Raw genomic sequence first — 17532 nt, 5'->3', positions numbered from 1 at the left:
TCAGCGCTTTTTGCGCAATGAGACTGGAATGTTGAGCGTCTGGCCATCCCGCGCGGCAAAAGCGCCGGTAAACCTGTCCTTGGCCAGTTTCTGGATCTTGTCCAGTTCCTTGTCGGTGCGTGTCGGATCGTGGTGAAACAGCGCAAGCCTCCGCGCACCTGCCGCCTCACAGAGTTTGACGCCCTGTTGCCACGTCGAGTGCCCGTAACCGCGGCGGCGTTCCATTTCCTCCTCGGTGTAGGTGCAATCGTAGATGACAAGGTCGGCATCTTCGATCAGGCCGAGCACCGTCTGATCGAGTTTGTCCGGGTCGTGCTCAGTGTCTGTGATCACCGCCACGACGCCGCCACCCCATTCGACCCGGTAGCCTATGCAGCCGCCCGGATGCATAAGACTGCCGGTTCGGACCACCACCCCTTCGCGCGGGCGAAGCACGTCTCCGGATACGAAATCGCGATAGTCGAGGCTTGCCTTGCAGGCCTCCAATTTCACCGGAAACCACGGCGGCCGCATGAACTCATCGACCATCTGCCGGGTCGTCATGTGTCCTGCAAGATGCCCGGACCAAAGCGTAACCTTGGCGCCCCGGTCATAGATCGGCGCAAAAGACGGCAGCCCGATGATGTGATCGTAATGGCAATGGGTGAAAAGCAGGTCGAAATCGGTCACGCCCAACGCCTGAAGCGCCGCGCCGGCAGGCCGTAGGCCAGAGCCTGCGTCGAACAGAAGCGTGTGCTTACCGCATCGCATCTCGACGCAGATTGAGTTGCCGCCATAGCGAGAGAATTCTGGGCCTGATACCGAAATGCTGCCGCGGACACCCCAAAACCTGACCAGGAAAACGTTGTCGTCCATGCTACCCCTTCGCCCATCATATCCAAACAACTGCTGCTAGGCGAGACAGACAGGCTTTCTCCGGGTGATCTTCTCAGCGAGAGGACAGTGCCGTCACGACGGCGAGGATCGAGCGCACGTCCTTCGTTATTTGGCGCTTCGTGCGTCGATCAGATCCGCGGTCGTATGGCTTAGGCGATCGGCAAGAACCCGCAATATCTCGATGGTCATTTCCGGGAACTCCCTCATAAGCCTCAGGAAATGATCCTTGCGGATTCTCAGGGCTTCCAGCGGACTTGCCGCTCTGACGGTGGCAGTGCGGGAGCTGTTGCACAATATGGCGATCTCGCCAACGATCGAATTTGGCTCCAGTTCGGCAACTTTTATCGGTCCGCTGTCGGAATCGACAAGAATATCCGCTCTGCCTGAAAGGATGACATAGGCGGCGTCTCCCTCGTCGCCCTGCCGGAAAAGGATTTGGCCGGCGCTGTAGCTCACACGATCGGATGTGAACGCAAGCAGCTTGAGCTTTGTCGGCTCGATGGCAGAGAACAAGGGAACGCGTTGCAGCATTCCAACTTCATCCTTGAGCAGCATTGTCGCAAACCTTCCAAAATTCGCGTTTGCCAGACTAGAGCAACGGACGCCCCGATGGAATCAATTCTCTTTCCGGGATGGCGAGACAAACCACGCGAAAGGTGGCGAGCCCGATGTCGTGCACCGGCAGAATGATCCCATCTGAATATCCGTTGCTCTATGACAACAGTTCCTTGAAGATACCGTTCCCTGCCAAAAGTGTCTCGTGTGTTCCGTCTTCCGCCAATTGACCCGAGTCGAAGACGATAACGCGATCGAACATCATCGCCATTGCCGGACTCGTCACGACCCACACAATTGCCGGCGAATGGCCGTCGCGCCTGGCTTCCTCGAGCACATTTCGCAGCACCTTATCCTGCATGCGCTGATCGAGCGCCGACAGCGGCCGGTTGAGAATGAGAAAATCGGGACGCTTGAGCAAGGCCCGGGCAACATCGAGCTTCTGTCGCTGTCCACCGGTCAGCCGCCTGCCGCCGGAGCCGACGTTGAAGTCCAGGCCGACATCCAGAAGTTCGCCATAAAGCCCCAGTTCGTCAAGAATGTCATAGACGATGGAGCGTATGCGGTCGGGCGCGTCGGGATGATTGTTGCCCACACGCCCGAACAGGACATTATCCATGACGGTGGCCGCGGCAATGTATTTGGCAGGATCATACCGTTCGACCGCATTGTGCAGCTCGGGCGGCAGGTCTTCATAGAACCGGTTGCGTGCAGCGACGATCTTGCTCATCAGCTCGTCGCTCAGCAGGCCGAAGCGGTGCCGGGGCTCGATGTAGGCAAAGCTCAAGGTAACGATCATGGCGCGATCGTTTTCCGAAACCGCCTCGTAGGGACGGTTCTTGAGCCGTTGCAGCAAGGTTTCGTAGGCGGGTATCTCCTCCGCGCTCATGAAGGCGAGCTGCTGGAAGAACTGGTGATCGGGCGGCAGGTCGGCAAACAGCTCGATCGCCTGTTTGGCGATCTCCAAGCCCATTTCGTAGAGCGTTCGGTCGAGGCCGGCTTGCCTCAGCACGGAAGCAAAATAGGGATTGGCCGCCAGGGCCCTGTCGGCCAGTTCGGGGCCGGCGGCAGCGCCGAAGAGCAGGTTTTGGCCGATCGTTGCTTCCTTGTTGTAGGCGCCCGGTTCGAAAGGAACCACCAGTCCGCTTAGCCCCTCTTGTTCCAGCCGGGTCCGCAGCGCCGCACGCAGTTCGACGATCCGCCTGGCAAGCTCCGTGTGACGCGTGAGGTCGGCCGAAGAGCGCAAGCCGAGATCCAGAATGTCACGCGACAGAACAACCGCGTCGAGCACCCGGCGCACGGCTTCAAAGAGGTCGTGCGGGCCGGTAGCGCCAGCGGAAGCATAGTTGATCCAGTCGCTGTGGATATCAAGATCCGGATTGCCCGACCGGCGCGCCTCGTGAATGTTCCAGCGTTGCTGATCTGCCGCAGCACCGTCATAAGGCACCGATGTCAGCGGCGCATGCTTCAACCCGTAGAGCAGGTTGTCGCGGAGGCTTGCCTGGAACAGGAAAACATCCGACGAGGCATAGGACATGCGCCGGCCGGTTACTGCTTCGGGGAGTTCAAGCAGGTCGTCGGTGCCCGAAGCGACCCTTCCGCTGTCCGGCCAGGTCAGCCGCGCGAAGGCTTCTGCAAGCGCCTCCGCTCCACCTGTTGCGGTACTGACCAGTGCCACCGTCTCACCCGGCTTGACCTGGAGGGAGATACGGTTGAGGAGCATTGCACCACCATCGTCTGCTACGGACAGATTGATCGCCGACAGCGGCTTGGTCATCGGATCGGGATCGTCGATCGTCAATGCCCCGATTTTCGGCGCGATGAGACCTTCGACGGTGAACTGTTCAACGACCTGTTGATATTTGACCTGGACATCCTGCCGATCCTGATCCCAGTCGATCAGTTCCTTCATCGGTCCGGGCAGGTCCTTGTAGGCGCCGATCACGGCCACGAGCTGGCCGACGTCCAGCCGCCCCTCAAGGACCAGATACCCGCCGATCATGTAGAACAGAAAGGGCGTGAGCTGCGCGAGAAAATTGTTGAGGAACTTCACCATGAATTTCCATTGGTAAAGATCGAAGCGGATCTTGAAGATGAGCCCGAGCCGGGCAGCTATGTCGGCGCGCTCGTAGTTTGATGTATCGTGGACGTGAACCGCGCCGATGCCGTCGACGATTTCGCCAACTCGGCCCGAAAGCGCGCGCGCCGTCAACTGCCGTTGGCGCCCGAGCACGATCAGCCGCCGCCGCATTCGCGGGATGAGCACGATCTGGATCGCCACGATTACGACCGCTATCATTCCGAGCCAGACGTTCTGGATCATGATGAACAGCATGGCCGTCAGCGCTTGGCCGCCGAGCAGTACCGGCTGCAGGAAGGCGTCGCCGATGAAGCCGCCCAGCGGCTCCACCTCGTCCTTCACCATGGTCGCCACTTCGGCGGATTTCACCCGCTTGAAATAAACCGGCGGAAAACGCAGCACACGGTCGACCAGATCGAAGCGGATACGCCGCAGCATGCGTTCGCCGAGGCGGCCCTTGTAGGTGTTGATGTAGAATTTGAACAGGCCGTTGATGACGACTAGCAAGAGGAACACAAGGCTCAGGGCAAACAGGGTCTCCTTGCGGTCGAGCTGAAAACCGGAGAAGAACTGGACCTCTCCAACGAACGGCAGGTTATAGTGTAGCCTCATGAATGGCTGGGTCGCGCCCGGTTGCTCGAAGCCGCGACCTTGGATCGGTCCGTTGACGATCAGCTTCGGCAGGTCGAAGGACATGAAATACGGGATCATCGAAAGCACGACGATCATCAATATCCAGAGTTGCTGCTTCTTGGTGTGCGTCCAGATATAGCGGGCTAGGCTGGCTTCCATATGCGACTGTGGACCCTTCAGTTGGAAGGATGCAGGATGTAAAAGCACCTGCTGGCGAATGGCGTATCGGCAATTTCTTCATCGCCAACGACAAGCTCGAAGCTGCTGTGCACGGACATTGTCCTGCGCTCAACGATGCAAGAAACCTGCGAGGCGGCGCGATCCAGTTCCGACGCATGGTCGATGGCATCGACATGGGCATTGTTGATCGGCGAAGACAGCGGCTGGCCAAACGGTCCGCGGCTTTCGTAGGGCTTTGGCGAACAGCCGAGCGGCACGAGGCCGCAGCTGCGCGGCTGGTGCTGGCGGATGGACGCCGATGATCCGGACAGATGCAACAGGCTCTCTCCGGCACCGGGCAATAGCCAAGCGGCTTGCAGCATGATCACGTCCGCGGAATCAAACAGTCTTGCGGGAGGCAAGATTGCGTTGTGTCGCCCAAAATCCCAACATACAAGACGAATTATGATGGATGTCACGCAACCACGCAATGCCATGGACTGGCACGAGCAAGCCTTAGACCTCACGCGGGGAATTGCTGCTTATGTCAACTGCCCTCTCGTGGCAGGGCTGGCGCGGGTCGTCGCCAAGCATCCGAAGGCCGATATCGCCAACGCCTTCAACCACAAGCAGGTCGCCTGCAAGATGTGGGCGCTCGACAGGCTGTTCGAAAGCGGCGGCGGCCGCTTCGGACGCATATGGGTTCTGGGTGGATGGTACGGCGTATTGCCGGCAATGCTTTTCAACGACGCCCGCTTCGACATCGCGGCGGTCGATAGTATCGACATCGATCCCGAAGTCGCGCCGGTCGCCCGGACCCTCAACCGGGAAGCCGGCGACCGGTTCCGGGCGCTGACGGCAGATATGTACGCACTCGACTATGCGGCCGGGCGGCCCGATCTGATGATCAATACGAGCTGCGAACACATAGCCGATCTGCGCGCCTGGCTTGCTCTGCTTCCGCCGGGCACGAATGTACTGCTGCAATCGAACGATTATTTCAGCGAGCCGACGCACATCAACTGCGTGGCTTCGCTTGCAGCCTTCGAGGAAATGGCGGCGCTACGGGAGGTGCGGTTCTCCGGCGAACTGCCGACAAAAAATTATACGCGCTTCATGCTGATTGGAACTGTTTAATGTATTTCGCCCAAAAGCGCGTAGCGGTTTGGGACAACGACACGCATAAAAACAGGACATGAAGCGCGTCGCACGAATTCCGTCCGGAATTGCGTCAAAACAAAGAGACAGAGCGGTTCTGCGTGAAACGATGAACCGCTCTAGGATCTATCGTCTGTTTAATCATGAACTTTTCCGAAACCGGGCCCCACATTTAGGGACCATGTTCGATGCCGCTCACGCAGGATTTGCGCGGAGCGACGCGCGCCTTCCAGATCGAGACGATGCGCGGATGGCGTCGGTTCCACAAGCGCTTGTTCGATCGCTTGCGCCAAACCTTCAGGCGTCAGGTCCTCTTCCATAAGCACCGTTGCAAGACCGAGTTCTTCGAGCATCAGGGCGCGAACCGTCTGTTCGGTTTCCCCGCCGGCTGCAAATGGGACGAGCAGGGAGCGACAACGCGCGCGCAGGACATCGCAGACCGTGTTGTAACCCGCCTGCGAGACTGACAGGCGGGCGCCGGTCAGCAGGCTGGCGAAATCCTCGCGGAACCGGAAGATGGACAGGCCCGGCGTGGCATCGCGTGCGATCGCGTCAAACTCGTCTTTCGGCAGGTTTGGGCCGGTGATCAAACACCAATTCCAAGCGTTGTTGGCATTCCGCGCCGCTGCGATGGTGGATCTGACAAGGCTCTTTCCGGCAGCCCCGCCGCCAACCGACACCAGAACGTCGAAGCGCTCGGAGGCCGCGGGCGATGGCGGCGCGGCAACGAGCCCCGTGTAGGCGACCTCGGCCCTGATCGCCCCAGCCAGTGGAAATGTCTTGTCGATGGTTGCGAAAGCCGGATCGCCGTGGACCATAACAAGATCGAAATGCCTGTTGATGAGATCGACCGTTTCCTGGTTTCGGCCCAGCTTGACGCGCTCCTGGAGGATATCACGGACGGACGTCGCCAGCAGCGGTCTGGGCGACGTCGCGTCGATCGCCTCGATCAGCGGCAAGAGTTCGAAACGCATCTGCCGGCGTCCAAATGGAAACGCCTCGACAATGACGATATCAGGCCTGCAATCCCGGAATGCCTGCAGCAGCATCTCTGAACGCCATTTCTTGAAATCATCGTCGATCGGGTTGCCTTGCAGGTCGACAAGTCCCGAAAATCCTTCATCACCGGAGGTGACAGGTGGCAGGGTTACAGATTGTACACCCAGTCCCGGAAACCCGGCGATCGGCGCTCCGCCGGTCACGACGGTAACGTCAAACCCGTCATCGACCAGAGCCGCCGCAATGCGGCTGGCGCGCGCGAGATGGCCGATGCCTAGCAAGTGCTGGACATAGAAGAAAGCGCGCAGCCGCTTCATTCGGCGGCCCGCCACTCCCGCTCGAACAGTTCCTTGAGCTGTCCAATGCTTGCCATGTGATCGAAATTGGCGCGCACGCGCCGCTCTGCGGCGTCGCCGAGGCGGTCGCGGAGCACGGGATCTCGGATCAGGCGCTCCAGCGCCTGTGCCAGGGCAATCGGGTTTTCCGTCGGAACCAGCAACCCGGTTTCATCCGGCGATAAAAGCTCCGGCACGCTGGAAATATCGGTCGACACGCAGGCAAGCCGCTGGCTAGCCGCCTCCACCAGAACATTCGGCAGACCGTCGCGGTCGCCATTTGCGGTGATCCTGCAGGCCAGGGCGAAGATGTCGGCGCGGCGGTAGTGCTCAAGCACCTCCTCCTGCGCAAGCGCGCCTTTCCAAGAGACGCGACCATCCAGGCCGAGCTTTTGCGCCAGCGCCTTGAACCGTTCCAGTTCTTCGCCGCCGCCGATATGCTCGAAACGCCACGCCAAATCGCCGGGCAGCAGGGCAAGGGCCTCCAGCAACGTATCGTAACCTTTCTTTTCAACGGCGCGCCCGACACTCAGAACGACAACCGGTTCGTCCGGAGCCGAGCCGTCATGCTGCTTTCGCGCTTCGCCGAAACTGCCGAAGCGATCAAGGTCGAGCCCATGATAGCTCAGATGCACAGACGAGTTGCCGTTCGCGAGTTTTTTCAGACGGTCGAAGCCGGTTTTCGTGCAGGTGACCGTCCAGCGCGCCGAGGAAAGCTTGCCGGCCAGATCCCAGTCCGCCGAAGTCCAGATGTCCTTGGCATGGGCAGAGCAGGTCCAGGGCTGGCCACGAAGCTGGCTGGCATAGCGCGTCACCGATGCAGGCGTGTGCGCGAAATGTGCATGCAGCCAGCCTGCGTTTTCCGGCCATTCGGCCGCCAGCACGAGCGCTTGCCCGAAGCGCCGTGCGCGATTGCGCGTAAAGTCGCGGGGCATATCGGCAGCCAGCGATCCGAGCGCGCGCCAGAAGCCCGGACGCAGCAGATAGGCAAACAGCGAGCGAAGCACGCGCAGCGGCTCTTCATGCAGATATTCCGGCAGATAATGGATGGGCGCTTTGATCTCGTCATGCACGGGGTGGCGTTTTTCGTCGGTCGGCCGCCTGAGCGCGACGAGTATCAGGTCGAACCCCGCACGCTCAAGACCGAGCAGTTCCTGCGCGATGAAGGTTTCGGACAGCCGCGGATAACCCTTCAGAACCACGACGATCTTGCGGTGTTGCAACTCAGGTCATTCCTTCAATGACCGAAAGGTGATGGCCGGCCCGCCGGTCGAGCAGTTCCGCGACGATTTCGGAAATATGAGGCAGCCCTTCCAGCGTCAGATGCGGATTGCTCTGCGATGGGCGGGGCCGGTCCGGCAGCACCTTCAGTGCATCGGCAAACCGCCGGGAATCCTCGGCTTCTTCCGGCAAAAGCATCTCGATGAGGCCGAGTTCGGCTGCGCGCCGTGCGCGGATCAGTTGTTCCCGGCGGGGCTCGACGCGCGGCACGATCAGCGCCGGCTTGTCGAAAGACAGTATCTCGCAATAGGTGTTGTAGCCGCCCATCGCCACTACCGCCTTGGCGCCGGCAATCAGGTCTTCCATGCGGTTGTCGAACTCGATGATCTTGATGTAAGGGATCTTGGACCCCTTCTTGAGCAGCTTGTTGCGCTTGCGCGCCGGCATGTAGGGCCCAAGCACGATCAGGGCTCTATGCTGCAATTGCGGATCCTGCTGATAGGCATCGATGACGTCGTGGATCAGATCGGCGCCGTCACCGCCGCCACCGGTAGTAACGAGGATATAGTCGCCCTCGGGCCGGTGGCCGGGCAACTCGTTCCGCTGCAGGCTCCGTTGCAGGAACCCGACGAACCTCATCTTTGCCCTGACAGCCGGGGGCACATCCAAGCCCGTCAACGGATCGTAGAAATCCGGCGGACCATAGGCCCAGACCTTGTCATAGAAGACGCCTATCTTGCGCATCACGTCTCTGCGTGCCCACTCTGCTTCGAGCAGATGCGGCGCATCCATCACCTCGCGCAGGCCAAGCACCAGCGTGGTGCCCCGCGTCTTGAGGTAGGACAGCGTGTCCTCAATCTCACCGCGCAGGCCGAGCGGTTCCTTGTCGACGATGAAGATATCGGGCCGGAAGGTCTCAGCTGTATGGCGGATGATCGACTGGCGCATCCTTAGCGTCTCATGCAGATCGATGTCCTTTTCCAGCGACGTGTATTCGCCGTTGCGCAGCTTGATGACGCTGGGGATCTTCACGAAGTCGACACGGGCGCGGTAATCGAAGGCGCCAGCGATAGTCGCACCCGAAATGATGAGCACCTGAAGTCCGCGGAAATCCTCGACCAGCGAATGCGCGATAGTCCGGCAGCGCTGCAAATGGCCGAGCCCGAACGTGTCGTGGCTGTACATGAGAATTCGAGCGTTTTCTGCGTGCTGGGTCATTGTTGAACGTCTCTTAGAATTCTCGCCTTGAGGACCGTGAGCGACCCGCAGGATTCGAAATCATCCTCGCGGGTCTACCGACCTGTTCTGAAACATGAGGGCGCAATTTTCAATTCGTATTACAAAGAGGGTCCATATGCTGAAACCAGGAAGCTACGTCTGCTCAGCGGCCTGCTTGCCACGTGGTCCAGAAGAACCTGCATCATTTCACTGGTATTGACCATCTCGGATTCTCGGCGGCCTTGACCGCTGCGAAAAACGTGGAAACTCCAGAATGGAATAAGGTATGGGCTGGGTACTTCACTTCGAGCGTCTAAGCCAAGCTCCTAAACCATGATGTGCCTTGGCGGTGGGAAGCCGGAGCGTTGACGGAGTAGGGGACACGTTCGAACCGCCTAGATCTTGACTTCTCAGACCAGAATCTAAGGGTCAGGAGTTCGACTCTTTTCGGGCGAGCCAATTGAACTCACTAGCTTTTTGGACGCCATGGGCACATGAACTCGCCGATTGCAGGCGTGTCAAAGCTGACCTGTTTGCCGCCAACGACAGCGCCGGCCTTCGGGCCAGTATCCGAGTCTTCGATCCCTTTTCCGGTTGTACCGCGCAGGTAATATTCGGCTTCCGCATATATTCGAGATTGAGGGCGAACCGGAAAAAAATGTCTTCGTCTTTGACCTCATCCTGCGCATAGGCCCGGGAAACCGGGGCAAGGCCGGTGGCCGAAGCGAGCGTTGCTCCCAGGCCAAACTGCAACGCGCGGCGGCGCGAAACACGAAATGCAGGCGTGACGCGGATCATGGCTTCCTCCCAAAAGCCCGCCGGCATCAAACATTTTGGCACCTCAAAAGCGCACCTGCGCTCCCAACTTCAGGAGATGTGGAATGTTTCTCAATCGCCTTGAATGATCTCACCGATGGTCGAGCAACTAGGTTTCCTCGACCCTAGCCTGATGTCAGCCGACGCACACTGCGCTGTAGCGGCGCCGGATCTGCCGGCAGCAAAAATCCCGCCGCTGCGGTCGTCCGAAGTACGCTGTCGATAAAATCCAGGACTTTTGCGTATCGATTTCGGACCAAGGTCCGTCTTGTAGAATACTGTATTTGAACAAAGCTAGGTAACAGCCGACTTTCGGATTCGAAAGTCCTGACGTTTTTCATCTGAAACCCATCCTGGCGGGAGGGCGACTCGAAGGAGGAACTATGAAAACGCGCACCTGTCTATTCGCGACTGTAGCCGCTCTCACCCTTGTCGCATCTCCGGTACTCGCTGCTCCCGGGGGCAATGGCAATGGCAACGGCAATGGCGGCAGCAACGGTAACGGCGGAAACTCGGCCGGGGCCGGCTCGCAGGGACACGGAGCCGCCACTTCCGCCGCGGCCAAGGACAAGTCGACGACCGGCGTTGCTCATGCAATGGCGGTCGTTGCCACGACACCGGCCTCACCGCAGGCTACGCTGGCCTTGCAGGCAGCGCTGGACAGGAAGGCCGCGAAAGACGCGGCAGACACTGCCGACGACACCTCTGACGAAACCGAGTAAGCATTCCAAACAGACCACTTGTCGCGTTGAAAGCCGTGGTTCGCCGCGGCTTTTTCGTTTCCCGACGACGAACTCTCAAGGTGAACAGCGCTTCCAGAAAAAAGCTGCTCCACGGCGGCACTGAAGCTACGCTAAGGCCAAACGACGCCGCATCGGCGTCGGATTCGAGTGCATTCGAGGAGATCCCATGGCCGGCTTTGTCGACCGCGAGCGCGCAACTGACCTGATGCAGCGCGCCGGCATCGAGGCGCTGGTGCTTTGCGAGCCCGAGGCGTTCCAATATGCCACCGGTGCCTGGATCGGCCCGGCCGGCCTGTTCCGGCGGGCCGGTGCCGGTTTCGTCGTTATTCCCAAGCGAGGCGACCTGCCGCTCGGCGTCGTGGTGGCGGATTTCCAGGCTGCCCGGCTCCGGGCGGCGATGGCCGGCGCCGTGCTGCGCACGCATGCGATCTGGATCGAATCGGCGTCGCTCGAGCCGGCGACGGCCGACCGGCCTGTTGCGCAGCGCATCGAGGCCGGCCTGGTTGGCCGCGCCCCCGGTTTTTCACGTCCGGCGACCTTCGAGCTTGCCCGCTCCGTCCGCGAGCTGAAAACGATCCTCGCAGAATTCGGGCTGGAGCGTGCGACGCTCGGCATCGAGCTGGATTTCGTCTCGGCCAGCGATTTTTCCGCGATGCAGGCAATGTTGCCGGGCACTGCCCTGGTCAACGGCTCGCCGGTTCTCGACAGGCTGCGGGCAATCAAATCGCAGAGCGAGATCGACCTTCTGCAGCAGGGCATCGCCCTGTCGGAAGCCGGCCTGTCGCGGCTGCAGCAGCATGCGACGACCGGCATGCGTCAGTCTGAGCTGGTCGCGCTTTACCGGCAAGGCGTCGCGGATGCAGCCGCCGGGTCGTCGCAGCAAATCTCGACGGCGGAATACGTCACGCTGGGCGCTCGCCCAAAAGGCGCCGACGTCGTCGCCGCCGCCGGCGATCCGCTGAAGGCCGACATGGTGTCCAGCGTGAACGGCTATGCCTCGGATATGTCGCGGAATTTCACCTTCGGGCCGCCGTCGCCCGAACAGGCCGAATTGCATGCGATAGCCGAACGCGCCTTCGCCGACGGGCTTGCCGCGCTTATGCCCGGAAAGCCGTTAGCCGCCGTGCATCGCGCCGCCAGCGAAAGCCTGGCGCGCCAGGGCCTGCGTTCCTATCGCCGCGGCCATTTCGGCCACGGCGTCGGCAATTCCGTGTTTTCCGAGCAATGGCCGTTCATCTCGGCCGACAGCAATGTCGTGATCGAGGCCGGCATGGTGCTGGCATTCGAAATCCCGCTCTACATCGACGGTCTCGCCAGCTTCAATCTCGAGGACCAGTTCCTGATCACCGCCAACGGGCCGTCGCCGATGAACCGCCTGCCGAGGCGCCTAGATATTATCGCTTGAATCCAGCCGTTATCTGGCGCCGGCCACGCCCCTGCGGAAATCCGACGGCGACATGCCGGAAAGCTTGCGGAACGACTTGTTGAAGGCACTGAGCGAGCCGAAGCCCGATTCCATGGCGACGCGCAGCACATTGGCATCCTGATGCATCAGCAGCGCCTGCGCGTAGCTGAGGCGCAGCAAGTTCACATATTCATTGAGCGTCATGCCGGTCGATTTCTTGAATATGCTCATGGCGTATTTGGGATGGATATCGGCCGCCGCGGCGATGTCGACGCAATCGATCTCGTAGAGGAAATTCTCGGCGATGAAGTCGCACATGCGCCCGACATTGCGCAGCGATTGCTGATCGAAGGGACTGCCTATCTCCTGTTCGACCGGGGTTTCGGGCACCAGCCGGTAAGGCTCGAAGCGCACCCGCTCCAGCCGCAGCAAAAGCTCGTTGACGGCATGCTCGGCCTTGACCGGGTCGCCGGAGCGGGCATAGCGATTCCAGCGCTCGAAATTGTGGTCGTCCGACCGGTCGGTGGCGTCGGTCACCAGCGTCGCGCCGGTCATCAGCCTGTTGCGGACATCGACGGGCAAATGCAGCCGGAAGAAATGCACCAGCGGCAAATGCGCGCCGGCATAGATGGCATCATCGGACGCTTCGTCCATCTGGTGCGGCAGGCCGCCCCAGAACAGGCACATGTCACCCGCAGAAAGTGAAAGCCCGTGCCCATCCATGCGGTAATGCACGGCGCCACGCACGATGAAATTCACCTCGACCTGGGCGTGCCAATGCGGCTTTAGCATCACCAGGGGCTGGGTGTGGAACATCTGCAGCAGCAGCGGCAGGCCCTCCACGCTGCTGGCGCCAGGCTGGTAAAACGGCCTTTCCGGCATCTTACTTTCCGCTCATTTCTTATTCCCTTTGTCGCGGACAAGGCTTTCCCGAGGCCTAGTCTAGCCACGCTCGCAAACAGAGAGCAACTGAAATGGGAGGATTTCAATGCGCATAAAATTGACCTGCGCCGCGCTCGCGCTTGCCTTGGGCTCCAGCCCGGCCTTTGCGCAGTCCGGTGAAATCACGATCTGGAGCTGGAATATCGCCGCTTCGTCGCTGAAGGCCACCATAGCGGGCTTCAACAAGCAGTATCCCGACATCAAGGTGACGGTCGAGGACCTTGGCAACCAGCCGACCTACGACAAATCAATCGCCGGCTGTGCCGCCGGCGGCGAGGGGCTGCCTGACATCGTTACGATCGAGAACGGCGAAGCCGAAAACTACTGGAGCCAGTTCCCGGATTGCTTCGTCGACCTGCATACGCTCGGCTACACCGCGGAAGACCAGGCAAAATTCCCCGACTTCAAGCGTACCGAGCTCGAGGTTGACGACAAGGCCTATGCGATGCCCTGGGATTCCGGTCCAGTGGCGATGTTCTACCGCCGCGACTTCTACGAGAAGGCTGGCGTCGATCCGTCCTCGATCAAGACCTGGGACGACTTCATCGCCGCCGCCAAGAAAATCCAGGCCGCCAATCCCGGCGTCACGATGACCAACGCCGATTTCAACGGCGATTCCGAATTCTTCCGCATGATCTCCAACGAGCAGGGTTGCGCCTACTTCTCCGCCGACGGGCAATCGATCACGGTCAACCAGCCCAAATGCGTCGATGCCATGACCAAGATCAAGGAGATGAAGGATGCCGGCATCATTTCCTCTGCCGACTGGAGCACCAAGATCACCAACAACACCGCCGGCAAGGTCGCCACGCAGATGTATGGCGGCTGGTATGAAGGCACCGTGCGCACCGAATCGCCCGATGGGGCAGGCAAATGGGGCGTCTATCTGATGCCGAGCCTGACCGCCGACGGTCCGCGCGCCGCCAATCTCGGCGGCTCCTCGCTCGCCATCACCTCGGTGTCGAAGAACAAGGAAGCCGCCTACGCCTATCTGAAATACACGCTTGCGACGAATGAGGGCCAGATCACCATGCTGAAAGGCTTCGGCCTGGTGCCGTCGCTGATCTCGGCGCTCAACGACCCTTATGTCTCCGAAGGCCTGCCCTATTGGGGTGGCCAAGCCGTGTGGAAGGACATCCTCGGCACCTTGCCCAAGGTCGTCCCCAGCCGCGGCACGCCGTTCCAGAGCGACGCCGAAATCATCATCCGCGCGGTGCAGACCAAATATCTGGCCGGCGGCTATCCCGACGCCAAGGCAGCGCTCGACGATGCCGCAAGCCAGATCGCCGCGGCGACCGGCCTGCCGGTCAAGTCGTGATCTAGACGAGGCGGCTCCGAGCGCGCGGCTCCCCTTCTCCCCTTGTGGGAGAAGGTATCGCCGAAGGCGACGGATGAGGGGTGCTCCAGCTTGGCGCCGGCGGCACTCCGGCCATCACCCCTCAACCGTCTCTGCGCTACGCGCCGATCCACCTTCTCCCACAAGGGGAGAAGGCAAGAACTTGAAAGCAGAAAGGAGGAAAACGATGCGCTACCAGAACGCCACGGCGTATCGCTTTCTCGCGCCGTATCTGCTGATTTTTTCGATCTTCTGGCTGTGGCCGATCATCGATTCCTTCCTGATCTCGTTCCAGGCGACGCGCACAGTGCCGTGGCGCTTCGCGCCGACCTTCAACTGGGGCCGGCTGATCGGCGATCCGGCCTTCTTCAATGCCTTGAAGAACACATTGCTGATCCTTGTCATCCAGGTCCCGGTGATGATTTCGCTGGCGATTGTGATGGCGGTGCTTTTGAATTCGCCACTGCTCAAGGCCCGTGGCCTGTTCCGCTTTGCCTTCTTCGCGCCGGTCGTGGTCGGCGAGGTCGCCTATTCGGCGGTTTTCCGGCTGATGTTCAATCTCGACTACGGCATCATCAACAAATTGCTGAACAGCATCGGCCTGCCCAGTGTCGACTGGTTTACCAATGTCACCCCGGCGATGGCGGTGATCATGATGGCGGTGACGTGGCGCTGGGCCGGCTACAACGCCATCATCCTGCTCGCCGGCCTGCAGTCGATTCCCGAGGATGTCTACGAGGCGGCGACCCTGGACCGGGTCAGCAAGGTCAAACAGTTCTTCTACATCACGCTGCCGCTGCTCAAGCCGATCATCGTGTTCTGCGCCGTGCTGTCGATCATTGGCACCATGCAGCTGTTCACCGAGCCCTTCCTGATCACCGAGCGCGGCGGGCCGGGCGGCGGCACCGAAACGCTCGGGCTGCTGCTTTACCGCCAGGGCTTCCGGTCGCTCAATTTCGGCTACGCTTCGGCCGTCGCCTACACCATGGCCGGGCTGGCGATTGCCATTTCGCTGGTGCAGATATGGCTGACGAGGGAACCGAAATGACCTCGCACTCAAGAGTCAGCCGCTCCCAGGCCAGATTGGGACGCAGCATCGCGCTGCATCTGTTCCTGACGCCGCTGGCACTGGTCTGGCTGTTTCCGCTGTGGATGATGGTGGTTTTTTCGACGATGCCCGACAACGGCATCTTCAGCCCCGATATCGAGCTTTTGCCGCATGGCAATTTCCTCGACAATGTCAGCAATCTGCAGCGCGGCACCAATTTCATCGGCGCCATCGGCATCTCCGTCTCGGTGGCGGTGACCTATACCTTCCTGTCGGTGATGCTGACCTCGATGGCCGGCTGGGCGCTGGCGCGTTACAACTTCTTCGGCAAGGGCATGGTCGTCGCCATCATCTTCGGCACCATCACGCTGCCCTATGCGGTCGTGCTGATCCCGCAATTCATCATGGTGGCGCGCGACTTCAAGCTCGCCAACACCTGGGTGGCGCTGATCGTGCCGCCGCTGTTCAATTCGCTGGGCGTGCTCTTCATGCGGCAGAGTTTTTCGATGATGCCGCACGAGCTGTTCGACGCCGCCAAGGTCGAGGGCGTCAAGGAATGGCGGATATTCCTGTTCGTCGCACTGCCTCTGGCGCGGCCGATGCTGGCGGCGCTCGCCATCATCCTCTTCCTTGCCTCCTGGAACAACTACCTCTGGCCGCTGCTGATCAATTCCAAGCCGGGCGCGATGACCGCGCCCGTGGCGCTCGGCACGCTGATCGGTCTCACCAAGGTGTCCTGGGGCGGCATCATGGCGGGCGCGGTGATGCTGACGGCGCCAATGCTCGTCGTGTTCGTGCTTCTGCAGCGCCATTTCGTTGCCGGCATCGCCGCCGGCGCCATCAAGTAAGGATCAGCATGGCGGCAGTCACACTCAAAAACGTCATCAAGCGCTTCGGCGTCTTCGAGATCGTCCACGGTGCCAATATCGACATCGATGACGGCGAATTCGTCGTCTTCGTCGGCCCTTCCGGCTGCGGCAAGTCCACGCTGCTTCGGATGATCGCCGGACTCGAGGACATCAGCGACGGCGAGATCGCCATTGGTGGCAAGGTGGTGAACGACGTCGAGGCGGCCGATCGCGGCATCGCCATGGTGTTCCAGTCCTACGCGCTCTATCCGCACATGACGGTCGAGCAGAATCTGAGCTTCGGCCTGAGAATGACCGGCAACCCCAAGGCAGATACCGAGCGGCGGGTGAAGCGGGCTTCCGAAATCCTGCGTATCGCCGAGCTGATGAAGCGGCGGCCGCGGCAATTGTCGGGCGGCCAGCGCCAGCGCGTCGCCATCGGCCGCGCCATCGTGCGTGAGCCGCAAGTGTTCCTGTTCGACGAACCGCTCAGCAATCTCGATGCCGAGCTCCGGGTGCAGATGCGCGTCGAGATATCGCGCCTTCATAAGGAGCTCGGCGTTACCATGGTCTATGTGACGCACGACCAGACCGAGGCAATGACGCTGGCCGACAGGATCGTCGTGCTCAACGCCGGCAATATCGAGCAGATCGGCGCGCCGCTCGATCTCTACGACGACCCCGCCAACCGCTTCGTTGCCGGCTTCGTCGGCTCTCCGAAAATGAACTTCCTGGCGGCAAAAATGGTCGGGGCCGACAACGGTGCGGCGGTCGTCGAACTGGTCAATCATCGCGGCGCGCGACTGCGCAAGCCGCTTTCGGATGCCTTGCCTGCAACAGGCGGCGACGTTGTGCTTGGCGTGCGGCCGGAGCATTTCTTCGACGCCGGCCAGGGCGATTGCGACCTTACCCTCAAGGCCGACGTCGCCGAGCACTTGGGATCGGTGAGCTATGTCTATGCCAATTCCGGTACCGGGGGCGGACGCGAGGAACTGATCATCGAGCGCGAGGCCTCGCGGCATCGCGCGAACGGCGACGACCTGGTGGTGTCGATCAAAGCCGACCGCTCGCTTCTCTTCGACGCCACCGGCGCACGCATTCGCTAACCCATCTTTCTTTTGTCCGATCGCGATTGCTCGCGGCCACCCCACGGAGATTTG

General features: G+C 60.8%; 15 protein-coding genes and 1 pseudogene. 7 read left to right on the top strand and 9 right to left on the bottom strand.

Annotated features, from left to right (window positions below; genetic code table 11):
- The 4 genes from NKH49_RS10765 to NKH49_RS10750 form a co-directional block, all read right to left on the bottom strand.
- Positions 1–855 carry an MBL fold metallo-hydrolase gene (locus tag NKH49_RS10765; protein ID WP_352470894.1) on the bottom strand — a complete coding sequence of 285 codons (855 nt, stop codon included), beginning with the start codon at positions 853–855 and terminating at the stop codon, positions 1–3.
- Between the two features lie 126 nt (positions 856–981).
- Positions 982–1431, bottom strand: a complete 450-nt coding sequence (locus tag NKH49_RS10760) for a cyclic nucleotide-binding domain-containing protein (protein WP_023675957.1) — start codon at positions 1429–1431, stop codon at positions 982–984.
- Between the two features lie 157 nt (positions 1432–1588).
- The gene (locus NKH49_RS10755) at positions 1589–4303 is read right to left on the bottom strand and encodes an ABC transporter transmembrane domain-containing protein (RefSeq protein WP_352500819.1); all 2715 of its coding nucleotides are present in this window, start codon (positions 4301–4303) and stop codon (positions 1589–1591) included.
- A gap of 17 nt (positions 4304–4320) precedes the next feature.
- Positions 4321–4641, bottom strand: coding sequence for a hypothetical protein (locus NKH49_RS10750; RefSeq protein ID WP_352491729.1), 321 nt, complete (start codon positions 4639–4641; stop codon positions 4321–4323).
- A gap of 130 nt (positions 4642–4771) precedes the next feature.
- Here NKH49_RS10750 and NKH49_RS10745 point away from each other — a divergent pair, with 130 nt between their 5' ends.
- Positions 4772–5440 (top strand): class I SAM-dependent methyltransferase, encoded by a 669-nt coding sequence (locus NKH49_RS10745; RefSeq protein WP_352470917.1) that lies wholly within the window; start codon positions 4772–4774, stop codon positions 5438–5440.
- A 158-nt stretch (positions 5441–5598) separates the two neighbouring features.
- On the opposite strand, the gene NKH49_RS10740 is transcribed toward NKH49_RS10745, so the two are convergent.
- The 4 genes and pseudogenes from NKH49_RS10740 to NKH49_RS10725 all read right to left on the bottom strand — a co-directional run.
- Positions 5599–6777 (bottom strand): glycosyltransferase family protein, encoded by a 1179-nt coding sequence (locus NKH49_RS10740; protein ID WP_352614654.1) that lies wholly within the window; start codon positions 6775–6777, stop codon positions 5599–5601.
- Positions 6774–8018 carry a glycosyltransferase gene (locus NKH49_RS10735; RefSeq protein ID WP_352470897.1) on the bottom strand — a complete coding sequence of 415 codons (1245 nt, stop codon included), beginning with the start codon at positions 8016–8018 and terminating at the stop codon, positions 6774–6776. The genes NKH49_RS10740 and NKH49_RS10735 overlap by 4 nt, the downstream gene beginning before the upstream one ends.
- Before the next feature lies 1 nt (position 8019).
- A complete protein-coding gene (locus NKH49_RS10730) occupies positions 8020–9234 on the bottom strand; it encodes a glycosyltransferase family protein (RefSeq protein ID WP_352450264.1) in 1215 nt (404 codons plus the stop codon).
- 493 nt (positions 9235–9727) lie between these two features.
- A pseudogene (locus NKH49_RS10725) lies at positions 9728–10032 on the bottom strand (ferritin-like domain-containing protein); the annotation flags it as partial.
- Between the two features lie 401 nt (positions 10033–10433).
- Here NKH49_RS10725 and NKH49_RS10720 point away from each other — a divergent pair.
- On the top strand, positions 10434–10772 hold the full coding sequence (locus NKH49_RS10720; protein WP_023675950.1) for a hypothetical protein: 339 nt from the start codon (positions 10434–10436) through the stop codon (positions 10770–10772).
- 187 nt (positions 10773–10959) lie between these two features.
- Positions 10960–12198 carry a M24 family metallopeptidase gene (locus NKH49_RS10715; RefSeq protein WP_352614656.1) on the top strand — a complete coding sequence of 413 codons (1239 nt, stop codon included), beginning with the start codon at positions 10960–10962 and terminating at the stop codon, positions 12196–12198.
- Positions 12199–12207: 9 nt separating this feature from the next.
- Here NKH49_RS10715 and NKH49_RS10710 read toward each other — a convergent pair whose 3' ends face one another.
- Positions 12208–13080 (bottom strand): helix-turn-helix domain-containing protein, encoded by an 873-nt coding sequence (locus NKH49_RS10710; RefSeq protein ID WP_352541929.1) that lies wholly within the window; start codon positions 13078–13080, stop codon positions 12208–12210.
- 106 nt (positions 13081–13186) lie between these two features.
- Here NKH49_RS10710 and NKH49_RS10705 point away from each other — a divergent pair, with 106 nt between their 5' ends.
- From NKH49_RS10705 to NKH49_RS10690, 4 genes are all read left to right on the top strand, one after another.
- On the top strand, positions 13187–14458 hold the full coding sequence (locus NKH49_RS10705; protein WP_023675947.1) for an extracellular solute-binding protein: 1272 nt from the start codon (positions 13187–13189) through the stop codon (positions 14456–14458).
- Between the two features lie 205 nt (positions 14459–14663).
- Entirely contained in the window at positions 14664–15524 is an 861-nt protein-coding gene (locus NKH49_RS10700; RefSeq protein ID WP_254817930.1) for a carbohydrate ABC transporter permease, read from the top strand.
- The gene (locus NKH49_RS10695) at positions 15521–16372 is read left to right on the top strand and encodes a carbohydrate ABC transporter permease (protein WP_023675945.1); all 852 of its coding nucleotides are present in this window, start codon (positions 15521–15523) and stop codon (positions 16370–16372) included. Before NKH49_RS10700 ends, NKH49_RS10695 begins: the two co-directional genes overlap by 4 nt.
- Before the next feature lie 8 nt (positions 16373–16380).
- Entirely contained in the window at positions 16381–17478 is a 1098-nt protein-coding gene (locus tag NKH49_RS10690) for an ABC transporter ATP-binding protein (protein WP_023675944.1), read from the top strand.
- Positions 17479–17532: the final 54 nt, after the last annotated feature.

This window comes from Mesorhizobium sp. M1088, assembly GCF_040318575.1.
In the GTDB taxonomy this organism is placed as follows: domain Bacteria; phylum Pseudomonadota; class Alphaproteobacteria; order Rhizobiales; family Rhizobiaceae; genus Mesorhizobium.
The sequence above is the reverse complement of the archived record's forward strand: the minus strand, read 5'-3'. Positions and strand labels throughout refer to the sequence as shown.

Coding starts and splice junctions, on each gene's coding strand:
- NKH49_RS10765 (WP_352470894.1), bottom strand. CDS start 855: ATGGACGACAACGTTTTCCTGGTCAGGTTTTGGGGTGTCCGCGGCAGC.
- NKH49_RS10755 (WP_352500819.1), bottom strand. CDS start 4,303: ATGGAAGCCAGCCTAGCCCGCTATATCTGGACGCACACCAAGAAGCAG.
- NKH49_RS10715 (WP_352614656.1), top strand. CDS start 10,960: ATGGCCGGCTTTGTCGACCGCGAGCGCGCAACTGACCTGATGCAGCGC.
- NKH49_RS10740 (WP_352614654.1), bottom strand. CDS start 6,777: ATGAAGCGGCTGCGCGCTTTCTTCTATGTCCAGCACTTGCTAGGCATC.
- NKH49_RS10700 (WP_254817930.1), top strand. CDS start 14,664: ATGCGCTACCAGAACGCCACGGCGTATCGCTTTCTCGCGCCGTATCTG.
- NKH49_RS10690 (WP_023675944.1), top strand. CDS start 16,381: ATGGCGGCAGTCACACTCAAAAACGTCATCAAGCGCTTCGGCGTCTTC.
- NKH49_RS10705 (WP_023675947.1), top strand. CDS start 13,187: ATGCGCATAAAATTGACCTGCGCCGCGCTCGCGCTTGCCTTGGGCTCC.
- NKH49_RS10720 (WP_023675950.1), top strand. CDS start 10,434: ATGAAAACGCGCACCTGTCTATTCGCGACTGTAGCCGCTCTCACCCTT.
- NKH49_RS10710 (WP_352541929.1), bottom strand. CDS start 13,080: ATGCCGGAAAGGCCGTTTTACCAGCCTGGCGCCAGCAGCGTGGAGGGC.
- NKH49_RS10730 (WP_352450264.1), bottom strand. CDS start 9,234: ATGACCCAGCACGCAGAAAACGCTCGAATTCTCATGTACAGCCACGAC.
- NKH49_RS10760 (WP_023675957.1), bottom strand. CDS start 1,431: ATGCTGCTCAAGGATGAAGTTGGAATGCTGCAACGCGTTCCCTTGTTC.
- NKH49_RS10695 (WP_023675945.1), top strand. CDS start 15,521: ATGACCTCGCACTCAAGAGTCAGCCGCTCCCAGGCCAGATTGGGACGC.
- NKH49_RS10745 (WP_352470917.1), top strand. CDS start 4,772: ATGGATGTCACGCAACCACGCAATGCCATGGACTGGCACGAGCAAGCC.